General features: G+C 42.9%; 19 protein-coding genes. 8 read left to right on the plus strand and 11 right to left on the minus strand.

All coding sequences use genetic code 11. The features are described 5' to 3' along the window. Positions 1–45 precede the first annotated feature (45 nt). Positions 46–1,518: a hypothetical protein gene (locus MNR06_RS13505; RefSeq protein WP_243536887.1), complete on the plus strand. Its 1,473-nt coding sequence runs from the start codon at positions 46–48 to the stop codon at positions 1,516–1,518. A gap of 8 nt (positions 1,519–1,526) precedes the next feature. Here MNR06_RS13505 and MNR06_RS13510 read toward each other — a convergent pair whose 3' ends face one another. Together MNR06_RS13510 and MNR06_RS13515 are read right to left on the minus strand one after the other, a co-directional pair. Then, positions 1,527–2,330 carry a DUF2799 domain-containing protein gene (locus tag MNR06_RS13510; protein ID WP_243536888.1) on the minus strand — a complete coding sequence of 268 codons (804 nt, stop codon included), beginning with the start codon at positions 2,328–2,330 and terminating at the stop codon, positions 1,527–1,529. Next, positions 2,331–4,172 (minus strand): ABC-F family ATP-binding cassette domain-containing protein, encoded by a 1,842-nt coding sequence (locus MNR06_RS13515; protein ID WP_243536889.1) that lies wholly within the window; start codon positions 4,170–4,172, stop codon positions 2,331–2,333. Between the two features lie 78 nt (positions 4,173–4,250). Here MNR06_RS13515 and MNR06_RS13520 point away from each other — a divergent pair, with 78 nt between their 5' ends. Continuing rightward, positions 4,251–4,679, plus strand: coding sequence for an SRPBCC family protein (locus tag MNR06_RS13520; RefSeq protein ID WP_243536890.1), 429 nt, complete (start codon positions 4,251–4,253; stop codon positions 4,677–4,679). A 61-nt stretch (positions 4,680–4,740) separates the two neighbouring features. Here the strand turns inward: MNR06_RS13520 and MNR06_RS13525 are convergent, their stop codons facing one another. After that, positions 4,741–5,610 carry an endonuclease I family protein gene (locus tag MNR06_RS13525; RefSeq protein WP_243536891.1) on the minus strand — a complete coding sequence of 290 codons (870 nt, stop codon included), beginning with the start codon at positions 5,608–5,610 and terminating at the stop codon, positions 4,741–4,743. A 205-nt stretch (positions 5,611–5,815) separates the two neighbouring features. Here MNR06_RS13525 and MNR06_RS13530 point away from each other — a divergent pair, with 205 nt between their 5' ends. Then, the gene (locus tag MNR06_RS13530) at positions 5,816–7,087 is read left to right on the plus strand and encodes a hypothetical protein (protein WP_243536892.1); all 1,272 of its coding nucleotides are present in this window, start codon (positions 5,816–5,818) and stop codon (positions 7,085–7,087) included. A gap of 37 nt (positions 7,088–7,124) precedes the next feature. Here the strand turns inward: MNR06_RS13530 and panD are convergent, their stop codons facing one another. From panD to MNR06_RS13560, 6 genes are read right to left on the minus strand one after another with little or no spacing between them, the layout of a single operon-like run. Beyond that, positions 7,125–7,499, minus strand: coding sequence for an aspartate 1-decarboxylase (gene panD, locus MNR06_RS13535; protein WP_243536893.1), 375 nt, complete (start codon positions 7,497–7,499; stop codon positions 7,125–7,127). An 11-nt stretch (positions 7,500–7,510) separates the two neighbouring features. Next, positions 7,511–8,281: a type III pantothenate kinase gene (locus MNR06_RS13540; protein ID WP_243536894.1), complete on the minus strand. Its 771-nt coding sequence runs from the start codon at positions 8,279–8,281 to the stop codon at positions 7,511–7,513. After that, on the minus strand, positions 8,278–9,540 hold the full coding sequence (gene coaBC, locus MNR06_RS13545; protein ID WP_243536895.1) for a bifunctional phosphopantothenoylcysteine decarboxylase/phosphopantothenate--cysteine ligase CoaBC: 1,263 nt from the start codon (positions 9,538–9,540) through the stop codon (positions 8,278–8,280). Before coaBC ends, MNR06_RS13540 begins: the two co-directional genes overlap by 4 nt. After that, positions 9,527–10,282, minus strand: coding sequence for a pantoate--beta-alanine ligase (panC, locus tag MNR06_RS13550; RefSeq protein ID WP_243536896.1), 756 nt, complete (start codon positions 10,280–10,282; stop codon positions 9,527–9,529). The genes coaBC and panC overlap by 14 nt, the downstream gene beginning before the upstream one ends. Continuing rightward, complete coding sequence (gene panB / locus MNR06_RS13555) at positions 10,279–11,070, minus strand: 3-methyl-2-oxobutanoate hydroxymethyltransferase (protein ID WP_243536897.1); 792 nt, start codon at positions 11,068–11,070, stop codon at positions 10,279–10,281. The genes panC and panB overlap by 4 nt, the downstream gene beginning before the upstream one ends. Positions 11,071–11,077: 7 nt before the next feature. Beyond that, positions 11,078–11,800, minus strand: a complete 723-nt coding sequence (locus MNR06_RS13560; RefSeq protein ID WP_243536898.1) for a DUF2520 domain-containing protein — start codon at positions 11,798–11,800, stop codon at positions 11,078–11,080. A 145-nt stretch (positions 11,801–11,945) separates the two neighbouring features. Between MNR06_RS13560 and MNR06_RS13565 the strand changes: the two genes are divergently transcribed. The 3 genes from MNR06_RS13565 to MNR06_RS13575 are packed head-to-tail and all read left to right on the plus strand — an operon-like array spanning position 11,946 to position 13,959. Continuing rightward, complete coding sequence (locus tag MNR06_RS13565; protein ID WP_243536899.1) at positions 11,946–12,680, plus strand: hypothetical protein; 735 nt, start codon at positions 11,946–11,948, stop codon at positions 12,678–12,680. Positions 12,681–12,689: 9 nt separating this feature from the next. After that, complete coding sequence (locus MNR06_RS13570) at positions 12,690–13,247, plus strand: hypothetical protein (protein WP_243536900.1); 558 nt, start codon at positions 12,690–12,692, stop codon at positions 13,245–13,247. Position 13,248: 1 nt separating this feature from the next. Beyond that, entirely contained in the window at positions 13,249–13,959 is a 711-nt protein-coding gene (locus MNR06_RS13575) for an SDR family NAD(P)-dependent oxidoreductase (RefSeq protein WP_243536901.1), read from the plus strand. Between the two features lie 58 nt (positions 13,960–14,017). On the opposite strand, the gene MNR06_RS13580 is transcribed toward MNR06_RS13575, so the two are convergent. Both MNR06_RS13580 and MNR06_RS13585 read right to left on the minus strand, forming a co-directional pair. Next, positions 14,018–15,391 carry an HAD-IG family 5'-nucleotidase gene (locus MNR06_RS13580; protein ID WP_243536902.1) on the minus strand — a complete coding sequence of 458 codons (1,374 nt, stop codon included), beginning with the start codon at positions 15,389–15,391 and terminating at the stop codon, positions 14,018–14,020. A gap of 27 nt (positions 15,392–15,418) precedes the next feature. Beyond that, positions 15,419–15,784, minus strand: coding sequence for a rhodanese-like domain-containing protein (locus tag MNR06_RS13585; RefSeq protein ID WP_243536903.1), 366 nt, complete (start codon positions 15,782–15,784; stop codon positions 15,419–15,421). 217 nt (positions 15,785–16,001) lie between these two features. On the opposite strand from MNR06_RS13585, the gene MNR06_RS13590 reads away from it, so the two are divergent. Further along, positions 16,002–17,246, plus strand: coding sequence for a DEAD/DEAH box helicase (locus MNR06_RS13590; protein ID WP_243536904.1), 1,245 nt, complete (start codon positions 16,002–16,004; stop codon positions 17,244–17,246). Positions 17,247–17,373: 127 nt separating this feature from the next. Then, the gene (locus MNR06_RS13595) at positions 17,374–18,288 is read left to right on the plus strand and encodes a VWA domain-containing protein (protein ID WP_243536905.1); all 915 of its coding nucleotides are present in this window, start codon (positions 17,374–17,376) and stop codon (positions 18,286–18,288) included. Positions 18,289–18,294: the final 6 nt, after the last annotated feature.

The raw sequence follows: 18,294 nt of genomic DNA on the forward strand, positions 1-18,294 counted from the left end.
TTTAGTTTTATGTGTTTTGGGCTACTTAGCCTCACTATTCTTCACATGACGAAGAGGCCGCTTTGTATTGAATCCAAGGTTGTCGAAAGAATAGACAGGCTAGGTATAGATAGCGCCGAAACGATCTATCGCTGTGCCATAAATAAGGAAACTGCTTACAGCACTTATTTCGGTGAAAAAACGGCTGACATTGCTTATCGCATTCAACAAACCGAACGTCTTTTAGAAAGTATTGCGCCCTTTAAACGCAAAGTTCAGTTAACTATCATTGGCGATAGACCCTATTTATTCCGTGTTCAGGGAAATCATATCTATATGGGTGAAAGCCTATTAGAAGCTCCGGGGCATTTAGAAAAAGCACTTACAAAAATCTGGTACCGTGAAAATAATGAATCACTTTTTGCCCAACAGGATTTGATGGAAGAAGTGATCACCGACTTTATTATTTTTTTAAATGAGGGCGATCTTAATATTGGTGATCCTAAGACCAAAATTAAAACGGCTTTAAGAAAAGTAAAATGGCCCTACGTCATTAAGTCGACCCCTGCTTATTGTGAGTCCCCATGGAAGCAGTCAGAGCACCATGCAGCTTGCGATAGTGGGAACCTAGAATCCATCGAACCACAGGTCGTTGAAATGAGCCTAAGACCTTTGCTGGTAACCTCTTGGATTGAATCCTATAAGTCCCTTTCATCAAAAGAACGGTATAATTTCGTTCGCGATCTGCCGAGCTTATTAAATGCGGACCAATCACCTCAGTTACCATTAATCAATCATAGTGCGGGCTCGGGCATTGCTTTATTAAAAGCTGCTGAGGCTATAAAAAACGTAAGTGCTTTTGTTTCAACAGGGGGCCTGATGAGGACTTCTGAGGTCCATCGCCTGTTTGTTACAAGCTTTACGAATGAACTTCAGTCTAACGGATTTCAGCAAGCATTTGCGGAAGCCGTTTTTGACGTTCTTTATGTCAGTTCCGTAGGTCTGACAGAAAAGTCACAGGTGTTTCAGCAGTTTTTAAAAATTGCGAAAGCCGAACCGCAATTACAAATAGCTTTGCGCGATCAGAACCAAATTTGGATGCTGCCTTCGCGGTATTCTATTCCGTTAAAATCTTTTGGGCAGATCAAAGCCAGCAGAACTGTTGTTGAAAAGTGCGGGGGATATAATTTTTCATACGTCATGGATTACGCTGACATCACTGAAAAACTTTTGGTGGTGGATCACTGTGATCTTAAAAAAGAAATTTTCTATTCTAAGTTTCTGAAGCACGGAGCCGAGGGGTTTGGTGCCCAAAACAAAGGAACGGCCTTCGTGCAATTCCACTTGCCATCGCTATTAACTAAAAAAGCTGAGCTTGAGCAAGTGGTGAACGTATTTGAGTTCATTCAAAAAAGGGACTTAGAAAACCCTTCTTTCCGCAGCCTTGGCTGGAGAGAAATTCTGTGGAGCGAACCAGCTAAAGCCTACCAACCAAAAGCATTTGTTGATGCCATTGAGTGGTTCCGGGTTCCCAACTAGGTGATATCCTAATCTTCTAAACTTGGAATTTCAGTCTTAAGCGCTGTAATATCGTGCAGTTTTTCGTTTCTTTCTTTTTCCATATTAGAAACGTCGCTTTCAGTGCTTTGAACTTTAGATCTTAAAGTAGAAACATCTGAATCTAGATTAGAAATTTGTTTTTCTAAAAGTTGGCGTTGCAATGACTTTTCGTCAGCCATCAAGGGGCGTGTCGACTCTAAGTAATTTTTCTGTCTTTCAAGCCCGTCTAATTTACCCTTTTCGTAATTTAAAGAGGATTTAATGTTGCTCATCTTGTTTTCAAGTTGAGTCACTTCACCTTCTTTAACGATAATAAGGGCTTTCACATATTTCAAACGACCCCGGCGATATTCAGGTAAAAACGCGGGCTCAAGTTCCTTAGGGCAAATATTTAAATATTTTTTTCCTGATGTACCGGCTTGGAATCCATTGGATTTCATGCAGTAGTCGCGAATACCTCGGTTGTGTTCTGCAACAAGAACATTGATCTGGGGGCCTTCGCAGATTTCTCGTGGAAAGAAGTCACCGGCTCTTCCGGTAGAATAAGCGTTTGAGTTGCTGCAGTAAGCTGCGACGCCACTTTTGAAACCTTTATCTAACTGGGATTCCGACATTTCAGCATCGACTTTGCGGCATTCATTTAAAGTGGAATCCGCATTTAAATATTTACCCGACATCGCTACTTTTTTACCGTGTTCAAACCAGTTGATGCTTTCGCACTCTTGGCGTTTAAAGTAGCTTGAACATGCGCTTAGGTTGAAGGCAATCAGGATAAGAAAAAGCAATTTCATTTAGGTCATCCCCGTCAGTTTCTTTAAGTCTTGTTCAGAGGCTTCTTGTTCTTCCATGGCTTGCAACATCGAAGCTTCTTGTTCTTCAATTTGACTTCCAAGTTGGTGAAGATCTTTGGCCAGCGATGCGGCTTTCTCTCCCGTTGCGGTCATCAAGGAATTGTTTAAAGAATCTCTTAATTGGCTCAATTCTGCAATCTTCTTGTCACTGTCTTCGATTCGCTTCTGAGCTTTCTTAACTAAGCCCTCAAGCCTTTTTCGTTCCTCTTTATAATTAAATTTTGAGCCAAGGAGTTCGTCCGATTTGGGGACAGCTCGGACTAAGGATTCGGACTTTTCAAAATCACGATCTGCTAGGAAACCCTTTTGTAAACTCCAGACGTATTCATCATAGGTGCCTGGATACAAGGTCAGTAAGCCATTGTTCACTTCAAGAATTTTGTTCGCCACACGACCGATAAATCCACGATCATGGCTAACGGTGATAATCGTGCCTTCGTATTTTTCTAAAGCCGTGGTCAATGCTTCCACAGTATCAAAATCCAGATGATTCGTAGGCTCATCCAGCAGCAACAGCGGGGATTTTTGTAAAAGAATTTGCCCTAAAGCCACGCGGGATTTTTCGCCCCCCGAAAGCACGTGCACTTTTTTATGAACATTATCGCCAGAAAATAATAGGCTGCCAGCGATGTTTAGAACTTCCTGTTGTGTAACTTCTTTGTGAGCGGCTGAAGCCATGGCCTCAAGAACGGTGTGCTGGGGATTCAAGGCTTCTGGAGTATGTTGAGCAAAATACGAAAAGCTGACTTGATGGCCCCATTTAATCGAACCAGTCACCAGCGGAATTTGTTCACCAAGGGATTTTAACAGGGTCGATTTACCTGCTCCATTTAAGCCGACAATGCCTAGGTGATTGCCGCGCTCTAGGCGTAAAGACACATTTTTTAAAATCACTTTATCGCCATAACCACAATTGACGTTTTCAACTTCAAGAATAGTTTTTCCCGTGGAACTGGGTGGTGGAATGTGGATGTGAGAATGCGTGGGTGCCGCTTTCATCTCGATCACTTCCATTTTTTCAAGGGCTTTAAGTCGACTTTGTGCTTGGCGGGCTTTTGTCGCTTTCGCACCAAAGCGTGTAACAAAATCCATTATGGATTTTCTTTTAGCCTGCTGACTTAGGATTTGCTTTTGCAGAATCTCTCCGAGCATTTGTTTTTGCTCGAAATAATCATCTAAACTTCCGGGGAATTTAACAATGTCGCCAGATTCTACTTCTAAAATATGATCCGTCACGCGTCGTAGGAATTCACGGTCATGGGAAATTAAAAGAAAAGCGCCTTTGAATTCTTGCAAGAAACTTTCTAAGACTAACAAAGTTTCAAGGTCCAAAAAGTTTGTGGGCTCATCCAGTAAAAGTAAGTTCGGTTCCTGGCCGATAAGGTACAACAACTTCACTCTCATGCGGTACCCACCGCTAAGTTGTTTTAAGTGTGACTGAAAATGGTCTTCGCTTAAGCCTAATTTTAGGCCGAACTGTTTTAATTCCCAAAGCGGCTTTATGCAGTTCTTGGCAAGATAGTCTTCTACCTTCTCATCCACATTCCAGTCGGATTCTTGTTCAAGGTAACCCAATCGCAGTTGTTGCGATTTAGTGACAATGCCCGAGTCCAAATGTTCTTTATCAACTAAGATTTTAAACAAGGTGGTTTTGCCTGCGCCGTTGGGACCGATGACACCGACGTGTTCGCCTTCATTAATGGCAAAGGTGGCATCCTCAAAAAGAACTTTTGCGCCATAAGCTTTAAAACCGGATTGTAATTGCAGAAGTGTCAGTGCCATGCCCGTGAAGTTCCATGAAAAGCATTGTCAGGTCAAGCGGTTAGGCTAGAATGGGTCTAACGACCTTGAGGAGCCTTTATGAAAGAAGTCATCGAACTTTCCATCATAGTTAAATGTACAACGGGTGAACTGTGGCACGCGCTGACCGATTCTGACGAATTAGAAAACTGGTGGGGCGAAGATATCAAACTTCAACCTAAAGTTGGCGGTTCGTTCCGTGAAGAATGGCAAGATGATGATGGCAACGATCAGGTCGCTTCAGGGAAAGTGCTATCTGTGAAAGATAAAAAAGAAATCACCTTTACGTGGAAAGAAAAGGACTGGCCAAGATCAGCTGTGACTGAGTGTAAATTTACTATAGGAACTAAAGAGAAAAAGTCTTTTTTAACCGTTAAGCACAGTGGCTGGGAAACATTGCCTGAAGACCGCAGAGCCAAGGTGATGAAAGACTTTAAAGTTGGATGGCAGTACCATTTAAAAGAACTTAAAGAGTATTTGGACTTTTAGATCCCTGAAACGAAAAAAGCGCCCTGGTAGGCGCTTTTTTTATTTGTTCTTAGAATTAGAATTAGAAGTCGTTAATTCTGTCTTCAAGATTTGCGAAATCTACAAATGGGTTTCTGTTGCCTTGTAGTTCTTTGATCTCTTCATTGCGTCTGATTTCATCTTCATCAATTGGATCTTCTTTAGACCACTTTCTTAAGAAAGCTTCTTCATTTGAATCAATTGGAAGGTCATAGCGTAAAGAGAAATAGAAAAGGGCGCGGGCCACGTTACCTTTGTGATTTTGAGGTGGTTCAAAGATTTCTCTGTTGCCGTTTGCAGAGCGACCGAAGCGCGAAGCACTACATTTAAGTGTGTGAGTGTCTTTAGTAACTTCGCCGAAGTTGTTGTTTCCGCGAATTGAATTAAGTTGAGAATCAGTAGGGTAAAGGTGGTGCATGTCGGCTTTTTGAGTGCCTTTAGCGTGGCGGCCCGAGAATCTGCTTTGTGGCCAAGTGTGTTCGATATTTACGATAGTGTTGTCTGGTACTTGTCCTGGACCTGGTTCATGACCGTGGGTGAATTCGCTCTCGTTTCTTTCTTTATCACAGTACACATCAAAAACACCGTAAGAGTTTCCGTGTTGTATTAGGTAGTGTTTACCCATCAAGAACACGCGAGCCCCGTCGTATCCGACTGATACATGTGCATAACAATTGTTGCCTGAACACTGATCCACTATCTGGTCGTATGTGCCTGGAACTGTAAGGTGGAAACTTCTAAGAACTGCTTTGATATTGAACTTTAAAGAATCGTTAGCAACACCGCTAGAAAGATCTCTGTAAAACTTTTCGCCATAGTAGGGGATTTCTTTGCTAGAATTTGCAGCCAGTGTTGGAACCGATGCAAGTAAAGTGGTGACAAACGCCAAGCCAAAAAGAAGCAACGTCTTCATGAATTCCCCCCTCGAGAATGATGAAACTTTCGTAAACTTAGTCTTTTAGCTTTCATCTTCCAAGAAAATTTGTGGATCTTGACGTGATCCCAACAAATCCCTGCGATGCGTTGCAGAGCCTATAATTCCTCGCACTTTCATTACTTTAGTCCTGTTATTCTGCGCAAAGCTCATGATGCGTACCTAAGAACCCGATAAAGTTCCTATGTACATAAAACGCCTAGCAGTTTTGCTATTTTTTCTTCCGCTGAATTCTTTGGCGCAAACCGTCAATGCGGATGCGGCGTTCGCCCAAATGCAGGCGCAACAGCAATACATGCTGCAACAACAACAACTGCAAGCTCAACAATTGGCGGAACAACAAGCAGCACAAGCCGAAGCGGCTGCAAGTGCCCAGAAAAAACAAGGCATCTTTCAACTGATCTTTGGCTTTTGTTCGAACATGTTTAGAGGGTCGCCGAATACCGCGATGGGATCACAGGGAAAAAGACTTTCTGATGATGCTTATAGTATCGGTGATGCCGCTTATCGCGCCCGTGAAAGTCAAGGTTTCCAATATGAACAAGGCATAGACCGTGAGCTAGCAAGAAGAGTCGGAAGTTCAGCTGCAACGGGGAACTTTAGTGCAGGCTGCAATCAATTTATCAATAAGGAAGGGGAGTTAGGTCCGTGGGGATCTTACGCTCTTCAACAAATTAAAGATAAGCCGCAGTCTTTTGGCGAAAACTTCCCTGGCGATATCACGAACTGGTGTAAAGACTACGGCAAAATGTCCAAAGACCAGCGCGAGCTTTATTGGGTGTGGGTGTTGATGGCGATGTCGTCTTCAGAATCTTCCTGCAATCCGACGAATGATAATCGCAATGCACCCAATGGTACTGCAGTGGGTTTGTTTCAAGTGTGGCAACCTGTTTGTCCAAAAGCCCGCGATCTTCATCGTCCCAATGAAAACATTCAGTGCGCAGTGGATCTGTTAGCAAAAGAACTGCAAAACCGCGATACGTTAATGACTCCTACTTCGCGCGGAAGACAAGGAACCTATTGGGGGCCGTTACGAAATGATGACTGGAATAAAGCCCGGGGTGGGGATATCAGCGGAGCTGAAAAAACCAGAGCCATCATGGGAAAATACCCTTTTTGCAATGGCGTCGCAAATCCGGTGAAAGTTGAAGGCGTCGTCGAAACTGCACCAGCCGCCAATGATCCTAATTTTAATGTGCCGGCTGCAAACGATTCTAATTTTAATTCCACAGAGACTGGCGCATCTGGAAATTCAAACAATCAAAACAGTTCTGCGACAACAACAACGACAGAAACTTCTGAAGATGAAGATGGAGATGTCACTGTGACTAAGAAAACCGTGACTAAAATTACAGAGGTCACCGAAACAAAGACCACTAAAGGGGCCAAAGCTCGAACTCCGGCCGCGGGATCATCAGCTGACTCTAAAAAGAAATCTTCAAACAAGAAGAAATAAGGAAGAGGTTAGGTCCTCTTCCCCTGAAAAAATCTGATTATTTATTATTCTTACGATCTTCAGAACGTTTTTCAGTTACGCGATTTTGTTCATCAACGAAAACCACAGCTGGTTTGTGATCGCGGGCTTCTTCGATAGATAGTCCGCAATAAGCTACGATGATAACCAGGTCCCCTTTGTGAACGTGGCGGGCAGCTGCACCATTAAGACAGATCTCGCCTTTTTCACCTAAGATCACGTAAGTAGAAAAACGAGCGCCATTGTGGCAGTTGTAAATATCAACACGTTCATTGATCAATAAACCTGACGCTTTGATTAGATCAGGACAAATGCTAACAGAGCCTTCGTAGGCAAGATCAGCGCCTGTAACAGTGGCTCTGTGAATTTTTGCGCGCATCATTGAAACATTCATTTTCTTATTCCTTACGTATTGTACTGCAAAGCGATCAACATACCTTTTAAAACTAAATCCGGTACGATCTCGTCGAATATCTTTTCTTTTTCAAACAAATAAGCAAAACCGCCAGTGCCGATCACTAAAGGTTTTTCATCTTGAAAACATTCCTTGGTGATTCTTTCACTCAGTTCTTTAATCGTTCCTAGGTGGCCGTAAAAAAGACCTGACTGAATGCTTTCGATTGTCGATCTTCCCAAGGCTTCATGCATTGAGATGATTTCAACTGAAGGAAGCTTGGCGGTTTTGCTTTCTAAGGCTTCCATGTTCAGGCGTAAACCCGCAACAATAGAACCACCCAAGTAATCCTTTTCCTTAGTCACAGCACAGAATGTTGTCGCTGTTCCTAAGTCTACTAATATCAAATTCTTACCAGGGTAAAGGTGGGTCGCTGCTATTGAATTCGCAATTCGGTCAGCACCTACTTCCACTGGATTTCTGTATTTTACTTTCAATCCCGTTTTAACTCCGGCCTGAAGGATGAATGGATTGATATTAAAATACTTCATACAAGCGCCACGTAATGAGTATATCACTTCTGGCACAACACTGCAGATCGCGATCTTGGTAATTTTTGACGGATCAAAACCATTCTCACGTATCGCACTTCTTAAAAAGATTCCTGTTTCATCCGACGAAGCTCCGCTTTTAGAGTTCTTTCTGAATGAAAGTAGCATTTTGTCTTTGTCAAAAAGTCCTGCGTATATTTGGGTGTTTCCGACATCTAGACATAAGATCATATAGTATCCTTCGGTATAATAGCTTGGGCTAATTCACTAGCCAAACGGTCTAGGTTTTCGCATGGGACGGAGCTTTCGGGGCTGTATAAAGTAAATTTGTGTGCTCCGCTAGAAATATCAATGTCAGTCATATCATTATGAACGACTAAGTCTGCGTGGGAGTTTGTGAAGAGCTTTTTCACTGCTGTCAGCTTTTCTTCAAAACTTGCATGGCTGGTAAGTTTAAATGCAATCACCTGCAGGTCTTTGTTCTTAGAATATTCCTTTAAGTGATCCACGATTTTTGGATTGCGCTTTAAGTGAATGCTCATGCTGTCAGAGTCTGAACTGACCTTTTTAACTTCAAGTGGACGATGTTTTTCGCCTGCGACTTCAATGAAATCCACAGAATAATCACTGACTGCGGCTGCGTGAATCACGTGGGTGAAATTTTCGCCCTGCAGGTAATGCTTCATTTTTGCGTTTAAGCTATCAAAACTAACAAAGACATCACTTCGGGTGACATTGGAAGTTTTTTTGGAACCGTGGGCTTGCAACAAAGTTACATCAAAACCCATTTGGGTTAAGTATTCTGCTAACTTGATTCCAGTTCTGCCAGAACTTAGGTTCGTGATCGTACGAACTGTATCAATGGGTTCTTGTGTGCCACCAGCAGTGACAAGCACTTTTACTTTTTGGGTAGCTGTCTTTGCAGCAGGTGAAGCGCTTGCTGTTTGAGGCTGCTTTAAAGCTTCTAGAGTCAGCTTCAAAATTTGATCGGGATCTAAAAGTTTTCCCCAGCCCTCTTCACCGCAAGCTAAAATCCCGGACGCTGTATCTAGAATTTGAATTCCCAACTCTTTTAAAGTTTTCAGTGATTTTTGCGTTACCGGATGAAGATACATGCTTGTATTCATCGCCGGTGCTACTAAGAACGGTTTTTTGAAATCATGGGCTAAGAATAAAGTTTGAACTAAATCATCACCAACGCCTTGTGCGGCTTTATTAATAAAACTTGCTGTTGCTGGTGCAACTAAAATTAAATCAGCCCAACGCATAAGGTGGATATGATCCATCACATTGCCAGAAGCATACATATCACTGACTACGGGTTTACCCGTAAGGCCTTCAATGGTGGCATTACCAACAAATTGCAAAGCTGACGGTGTAGCCACAACTTGCACGTCGCAGTTGTTCTGCACAAGTCGTGAAATAACATGGCAAGCTTTGTAGCAGGCAATAGATCCCGTAAGCATAAATAGAACTTTAGATTTCGACATTGTCTATCAACCTCACGTCGCCGAGTTTGGCCGCTGCGAATCTGCGTTTACCTATATCCGTCACATAATCCACGACGAATCCTAGATTTTCTAATTTCAAAGCCGCTTCACCAGCGGATTTACTTTCAGTTAGGCTTTTATAAATAGCTGGCGCTAACTCTCGTTGTTGTGCGGTCAAACGGGTGTTGCGAGAACTCATGGCCAAACCATCTTTTTCTCGCACCGTCGGAACGGGCACGATTTCAAGATCCATGAAAAAGCTTTCAACCATGCCTTTGATTAAAGTCATTTGCTGATAATCTTTTTCACCGAAGTATGCTTTAGTTGGCGCGACAACATTAAAAAGTTTCATCACCACCGATAGCACACCATCAAAGTGACCTGGGCGGTGCTGGCCATCTAGTAAGTTTGAATAGTCGTTTTCACTAACTTTATAGCGATATTTATCCGGATACATCTCTTCGTACTGGGGATAGAAAATCGCTTCAACGCCATTACGTTCGGCCATAGCTAAATCTTGTTCCCAGGTCTTTGGATATTTTTGTAAATCATTTGGATCGTTGAACTGTGTTGGATTTACGAAAATAGAAAGAACGACAACATCGTTTTCCTTGCGGGCTTTCTTTAAAAGCTCTTCGTGACCAGCGTGTAAAGCCCCCATGGTGGGCACAAAGCCAACACTGCCTTTAATGTTTTTACGCCAGGATTTAAATTCTTGGGGGGATTTTAATACCGTTGTCATGAGTAACTCTCTTTCTCGGTCGGGAAGGCACCGGTAGTTACTTCTTGGTGGTAGTCGTTAAAAACATCTTTCAAAGTTTCAAAACCATTGAAATATGTTTTTAGGAACTTAGGTTTAAATCCTTCGTTCATCCCAAGCATGTCTTGCAATACCAACACCTGACCGTCGCAGTCAGGACCGGCACCTATGCCGATCGTTGGAACTTCCAAGGAAGCCGTGATTTCTTTAGCAAGTTTTGAAGGAACACATTCAAGCACGATGGAAAAAGCTCCGGCATCTTGCAATTGCAAAGCTTGCTCTTTGATTTTCTTTTGCGCTTTTTCATCGCGGCCTTGAACTTTAAACCCGCCAAGTTGGTTCACTGATTGAGGTGTTAAACCAAGATGTCCCATCACTGGTACACCTGAATCCACTAAATGGCGAACTAGTTCAATATTTCCAGCGGCACCTTCAAGTTTCACAGCGTGGGCGCCGGCCTTCATGATTTTTTCTACGTAATTCATGTTGGCAGTAAGGCCTTTGCGGTAACTCATGAATGGCAAATCACCTATTACAAATTTATCTCCAGCTCCGCGCACGACCGCCGCAGTATGTAGCGCCATCATATTCACGGAAGCATTCAATGTTGTTTTATGACCATGCATTGTCATCGCTAAGGAATCACCCACTAGTAGGCAATCAATATTACTTTGCGAAAGAATCCGCGCAAAAGTGTAGTCGTAACAAGTGATCATTGAGATTTTTTGGTTTTTAATTTTCTTTTCATGAAAGTCTAAAATAGTTTTCATAGCGGCCTCACTTTCGCGGATATTCGGGCCAAAGAGTTTTTAAAAATGCTTTGTACACTTCTTGATAGGGATCGTTTTTTAAAGCTGTTAAATTAGCTTCAACGGTTGCGGCGTCTTTTCTAACTAGGGGACCTGTTAAGGCTTTATCTGGTGCAGCTAACGTATTCGTTAGAACTTTCTGTAAATACACTTCGGCGGCTTCTGCAGGGATTTTCAACTCTGCAAAGCCGGAAAGCATTTTTGCGGCTAGCAGAGTCGTGAAGTTCCCACCTAAAACGCAGTAAGCATGATAAAGGGCTTTTTCAGAAGCTTCGATAACGCTAAATGGATTTTCAAAACCAGGTAGGGCTTTGTTTAAGTGATCCGCACCAGTCAAAGTAAAATGAATTTTTTTATAAAAGCTAAGATCATAAAGTTCCGGCCCAAAAGTCATAAGTGGATGGGCAGAGATCATGCCTTCAAAGTGGTGGGCTCCGGAAAACTGGACAACCGTGATGTCATGGCCTGCGAGGCGCTGACGGTAAAAACCCTCAATCGCGGAATCACTGATCGCCAATAAAACGTGGCTTGCGCCAGCAACTTTTCGTCCCAAAGCATGGGGGTCTTGCGAGCGGTCCCAGGATTGATAGTTTATATTAGATAAATGAAGGTAATGACCGAGATGTCGGGCGACGCGGCCAGAGCCAATAAGCAAATAAGAAATAGAAGATACGTTTTCTGTCGCCTGCATAATATGGGTACCTGTCTTTTAAGGGATCAAGTCCTCTGTAATGGTTCGCAACCTAGCATAATTCTAACAGATTACAAAGCTAAATGCCACGGCGTGGCGTGAGGGCTGACTGGACTTACTTCCTAACTAAGGTAAGTTCCGTGACATGAAATACTTTTATTGGCTGTGTGGTGCTGCATTCCTCGCAACTGGCGTTTATTTCGCTCTGAATTTCTCTTTGGAGCCGAAATCAATTCCAAAGATCAAATTCTCTCAAGTTGAAACTCCTGAAGAGCTTGGCAAAGGCATCTATGAACGATTGCGCATGGAAATTCAAGCGGCTCCGATTGTGATGTTCGGGGTGACGCCAAACTTTGTCGAAGATATGGAAGTTGTGCGTGGCTTTGTTGAAGCCAACCAAACTCCGGGTTCTAAGTATGATGTGATCGTAGTTGAACCAATGCTTCCTTATGTTGAACTATTCGTTTCTTCCATGCGTATTGATATCAAAGAAGAAATGCAGCGTTTTGTTGAGGGAGTGAGAAAAGCCCGTGAACAAGGACTGAGGGTTCTAGTCATCGTTCCTAATATTTATTCTTCGCAACTATTAAAGAATAATCCTGCATATCGATTGAAAGAAGAGTACAAGCTCGATGTGATGAGTTTTTCTGTGACGAAATTCCCGGTGACTCGCGCTCAGGAAGCCACTTTTGAGCCTAAGTGCTTTTTGCAAGAGGGCACGGATTCTGCGGGCACAGCGGCTTTGGGGTGCATGATCCAAAACATCGCAAGAAAAACGTATCGTAAGCAATTTGAAAGCAATAAATATTCCGGAATGATGGAACAAACAGGCGGAAAAGATTATTTGATCCTGTTTAATCGTAACCAGGGACCAAGATAAGGGGACAATATGAAATCTTTAGTTTTATCTTTGTTAACTTTTGTAAGCGTAAGTTCTTTTGCGGCAAGCAACCTTGAAGGGGAGTATTCAAATCTTGAGGGCACATATCAAGTTCGTTTGCACGAGTTTGATGGTCGCCTTACTTTAAATACGCGCAGTTATTATCCGAATGGGGCGCCTTCAGATTATTTCTTTGAATTTAAGGTTCCAGTAAATCGCGATGTTCAAGTTGGCGAAATCCTAAATGGTCGTCTGCGCAGTCTTGATGGTTATTATGGTTGCGTTTTTGATGAGCCAGCAAAAGCGCAGTTAGAAGCAAATGGAAATTTAAAACTTCATTATCCTCTTTTGACTTTCCACCGTGAAACTCGCTCAGTACGTGATTCCCGTGGCAGCGGTTACCGCCGTGTTGTCGATTGGAATGGCTGGGGCTGGGTTGAAACAGTTTACCGCTTTCCATTAGAACGTTGGCGCGTGATTTCTTCAGAGTGTGTCATCGTTCAAAAAAATTGGACAACGGGCGTATTAGTTCCTTTGGACCGTGAACGTCCGGTGCCACGCCCATAATATGAAAAAAATCGCCATCGTCACGGGAGCAAATCGGGGATTGGGCTTAGCAACAAGCGAAGCTTTGGCGCAAAGGGGATTTAAAGTCCTAATGACTATGCGCAACCCCGATAAAGAACAAAAGACGTTAAATGCTTTAAAAATGAAAAACCTGGATGTCGTGCCGATGAAGCTTGATGTGTCCCAGGAAAAAAGCATTAACGATTTCGTTGAACATGTTCGTAAAGAATATGGCTTTGTCGATGTGCTTATTAATAATGCCGGTATCTTGATTGATAAGGAAGATGGCGGCAACCAATCGATCTTTAAAACCAAATCTTCGACCATTCAAAAAACTTTTGCGGTGAATACGTTGGGACCTTTTTTGTTAACTCAAAAAATTTTCCCATTGATGAAACAAGAGGGTTACGGTCGCATTGTGAATGTTTCTAGTGGCATGGCTCAGCTAAGTCATAGCCAGTCGGCCTCAGCAGCTTACCGGCTGTCTAAGACGGCCCTAAATATGGTTACAAATCTTTTTGCTAGCGAAGTTGAAGGCAGCGACATCTGTGTGAATTCTGTTTCGCCGGGTTGGGTGCGGACTGATATGGGTGGGCCCAATGCGGATCGAACGGTTGAACAGGGAATTAAAGGAATTGTCTGGGCGGCAACACTGCCTAAAGGCGGCCCCAACGGGAAGTTCTTTAGGGATCAAGAAGCTATTGAATGGTGATCCGCCTTCGCTGAAGCAACGGCGTGACGAGCCCGCTGTTGAAGCGGGCCCGTGAAGGCTAGTAGATTTCGTGGGCTAGAGGTCTTCTTGGTGCGCGGAAGTAGGTGCGCGGGGAAAGCTCTAGAAGATCTGCAAGCTTTTCCATGTACACGCAAGCATAGCGATCTAATTGGTAAGCAAAATAACTTTCTTCGTTACCCGCTCTCATCAACTGACCCCAGTTTGAATTATACATTAATTGCTGCTTTTTGATCAGCTGGCTGATTTGCGAATCGATTTCAGAAATTGATTTTTGCAAAGTTTCAACTTGCTGTTCGCTGACTGTGCCGACTTTTTCAATCTTGCGAGTCATGTAGTCAGTCAATTCATCTTCAAGAGGCTCTTTTTTTCTCATCAGGATTTCGATTTCCTGATTCAACGGTTCGGCCGCTTTATTGTTATCAACTTCAACGCTAAGCTCTTCGATGACCATAGCTGTTCTCCAGTTACAGTCTTTTTTCAAGCGTAGGATATCGCCGTAAATATGATCCCCGATATAAAGAATATCATCACCGGCAAGCTCTAGGTCCGCGGTGAATTTCTTAGCGTTACCGCCCTGGTAAATTCCCGGAGTCAGTTTGCCTTCCATATTCGTCATGGTGCCATCAGCGGGGTTCACGCGCAGATACTTTTGGCTTTCATAGAAGAATTTAGGTTTTGAAGCGAAAGTAATTACGATTTCAAACAAATCCTGCCAAGACTGGTGTTCTTTTAGGAAGGGTTGAACAGCGTAGTCCAAAAGAAGTTTTGTATAATGGAAATCTGAGTTCGTAAGAACGAAAATCTTTTTTCCATGACGACGGAACTTTTCTAAGCCCGCCACCAGTTCTGGATCTTTAATAATAAAATGTTCCAGGTTCTTTTTAACTTCATCTTTTAAGGAACCATCACGGTGTGCTTCATCTAAAGCATCAAGAACGTCGTCAGCAATTTGCGAGTATTCAGGATACTTGTTACCAACGTCTGTATCTTTAAGTTCAACAATTTGGGCAATCAAGTTCGCTAACGAGATAGAAAATGAAGTATCTACTGCCAAGTAATCAGTATTACTAAGGTCAATGTAAGTCGATTTATAAAGCTTTTGATGGCTTTTGAAATCTAGCGGCTTTAAGCCATGGTAACTAGCGCGAATCGCCGTGTAGCGGTTCAGCTTTAAAAGATTTCCCATTTTGCGATCAATAACCAGTCCGCGAATCGCGAAGTTATAATCGAAAGTCAATTTGCGCAAAGTTTCAGGGTAACCGCGTTTAACTAGTTTGTTAATCATCGTCGTGTGCGAAAGTCTTTCGAAGTTTTCACTGTTATAACGAACCAACGTGTGGTCCATGTCGACGCCGATGTAACGAATCTTTTTAAGATTCAATGTTCTGTTTACAAAAACTTTTCCTGGCATATTTTTTCCTAATCCGTGGAAGCTAAATTATTTTTCTGTAGGAAGTTGTAGGTTGTTCCAAAGAAGCATTCCGCCCTGCATGTTATAAACATGGGTGAAACCATTCATCTGTGCATAAGCTGTTGCCTTAGCTGAACGCTGGCCACTGCGGCAGATGAAAACAACAGACTGATCCTTGGGAAGTTTTTCAAGATGATCTGGTAAAGTATCTAGAACCATAAGTTCAGATCCTGGTACGTGGCCAAGCTCACCTGTGTACTCGTCGGGTTGACGAACATCGATCATTTTCACGTTTTGCATGAATTGCTGAAGCTCAGCCGGTGCAATATCAAAAACGCCTTCAAAAAAGGGATTTGCAGATTTAGTTTGGAATTTTACGATCTTTTCCGTCACTGAAGCCTCCAGCGTCAAAGCAGGTAAAGAGATTTAAAATAACATCTGACCAAATTTACAGCAAGCCGCATTTAGAAATGAATCCTACTTGAATTTGGACGCCCGCCCACCGTCTTGCCCGCCGTCTTGTCCTCCGTAGCTTTAGCGAAGGGCGCGGGGGCTCCATAATTAACCCACACCTTGTGTCAAAGCCACTCTGCTGGCATGATCTGTCCCTATGAGCCGTGCCCCCGTAGAACTTTCAGCCGAACAAGACAGTGCCCTGGATCTATTAAGATCTGGTGAAAACGTCTTTTTAACGGGCGGTGCAGGCAGCGGAAAAAGTTTTCTTATTCGCCACTACATGAAGGAACTAGATTCCAAGGAAATGCCGATTCTAGCTAGTACAGGAGCTGCGGCAGTTTTACTTGGAGGACGAACCTTTCATAGCTTTTTTGGCTTAGGAATTATGGAAGGCGGCCCCGACGCGACTTTCGAGAGAGCTTCAAAAGACAAACGTCTAATGACTCGTCTAAGAACCGTGGAAGGCGTCATCATCGATGAAATTTCAATGATCCCCGGCCAAGCGCTCATGATTGCAGAAGCCTTAAGCCAAAGGGCGCGTGAATCTAAACTTCCCTGGGGAGGGATGAGAATCATCGCTGTCGGTGATTTTGCGCAACTTCCGCCGGTCACGCAAACCGGTCAACGTGACTGGTGTTTTTTAAATCAAGTTTGGGAAAACAGTGGCTTTCAAAATGTTCTTCTTTCGCACAACCAGCGAGTTTCAGAAAACTTGTTTTTGGATATCTTAAGCGATGTTCGTCATGGATCTGTTTCACCTCGAGTGCGTGAATTTTTAAATGATCACGTTAAAGAACACGATGAAGATCATCCGGGGACAAGACTTTTCCCAAGAAAAATCAACGCTGAAAAATTCAATCAAAAGAAATTAGACGAGATCAATGACGAAGAAGTCACGATTGATTCCATTTATTTTGGTTCCGAAAAACATATCGAAATGCTGATGAAGGCGGCACCTGTTCCAGTAAAACTAGTGCTGAAACTTGGGTGCCGAGTGATGTTCTTACAAAACGATCCGCAAAAAAGATGGGTCAATGGGACTCGCGGCTACATCACAGATATTGCCACAGATAAAATAGTCGTTAAAAAAGATAATGGCCGGGAAGTGCAAGTGGATAAAACTTCATTCGCGGTTCAGGATGCCGAAGGCAATATTATGGCTTCGGTGATTCAGTTTCCACTGACTCTTGCCTATGCTACGACGATTCATAAAAGCCAAGGAGCTACACTGGATGATTTATGGTGTGATCTAAGTTCTTTGTGGGAACCAGGGCATGCCTACGTGGCGTTAAGTCGTTTGCGTTCTTCCGAAGGATTGCACCTTATTGGCTGGAACCCACGATCCATTATTGTGGATAACAAGGTTTTACAATTTTATAAAAGCCTTAACGGCATTTAGTTTTGAGACACATCGATAGTATTTTTATATCAACCTGAGACGGCTGATCACTTCATAGACTTTTTTAATATCTTTTCTATTAGACCTGCTAAGCTAATAATGAATCGCTAGTTCTGGGGGGAACGAAATGAAAAAAGGGATATTGCTTGCCTATGCAAGTACGCTTGTACTTTTCTTTCAAAACTGTGCGCCTAATAATCCTTCTTTCGTTGAAGTTCCTGTCGAGGCTTCGGGGTCTGAAGACCTGGGTTCTACTGAAGCAACTGAAACGTCGCAAACTTTCAAAGTAACTTTTAATCACGAGACTGCTCCATTAGATATGATTTGGGTTGTGGATAATTCAAGCTCAATGACTCAAGAGGCTGCGATTATTCGTGATAATTTAAAGTCATTTATTGCAGTTCTTAGAACCAGCACTGATTTTAAATTTATGCTAATTAGTAAAAAAGGTTCCACTGGCACAAGCGTGTCTTTAGATCCGACTTTGCCAGCATCTTCATTTTCCCAACTGGATATGTTTGTAAACTCTACGAATGGACCGGCGCTTCTGTCTGGTAATTTATCCGGGGCGGCTAAGGATTTTTTTAGAGAAAGCTCAAAGAAAGTCATCGTGTTTGTGACCGATGATGAATCTATGTGGGGATCTAAAATCATTTTGGATTCTTTAGCTGCTTCAAAGAACATCAAGTTGCAGGATCTAAGCATCAGTTCATTCATCACGGTTACTAAGGCTTTAAGCCCCTGTGGCTTTAAAGCGGGTGCGATCTATGGTGAATTAGCGACTGCGACGGGCGGACATACTTATAATATTTGTGATGCGAATTGGACGGGTTCTTTCAATGATATTATTGATAGATCAGTTGCTAAGGCCGTTCGCCGTTTTGCTTTGAAAACTGCGGGCGTAACAGAAATTATTGATGTTCGCGTTGATGGGGTCGTTTTGGCTAAAGCAGATTATTCCTTTGACGGCAAAGCGCTGACATTGGCTGACGGTGTAAGTCTTGTTCCGAATTCTATTGTTGAAGTGAACTATTCATTTTAGTTTTCT

Origin of the sequence: Bdellovibrio reynosensis (genome assembly GCF_022814725.1) — a bacterium.
Taxonomy (GTDB): domain Bacteria; phylum Bdellovibrionota; class Bdellovibrionia; order Bdellovibrionales; family Bdellovibrionaceae; genus Bdellovibrio; species Bdellovibrio reynosensis.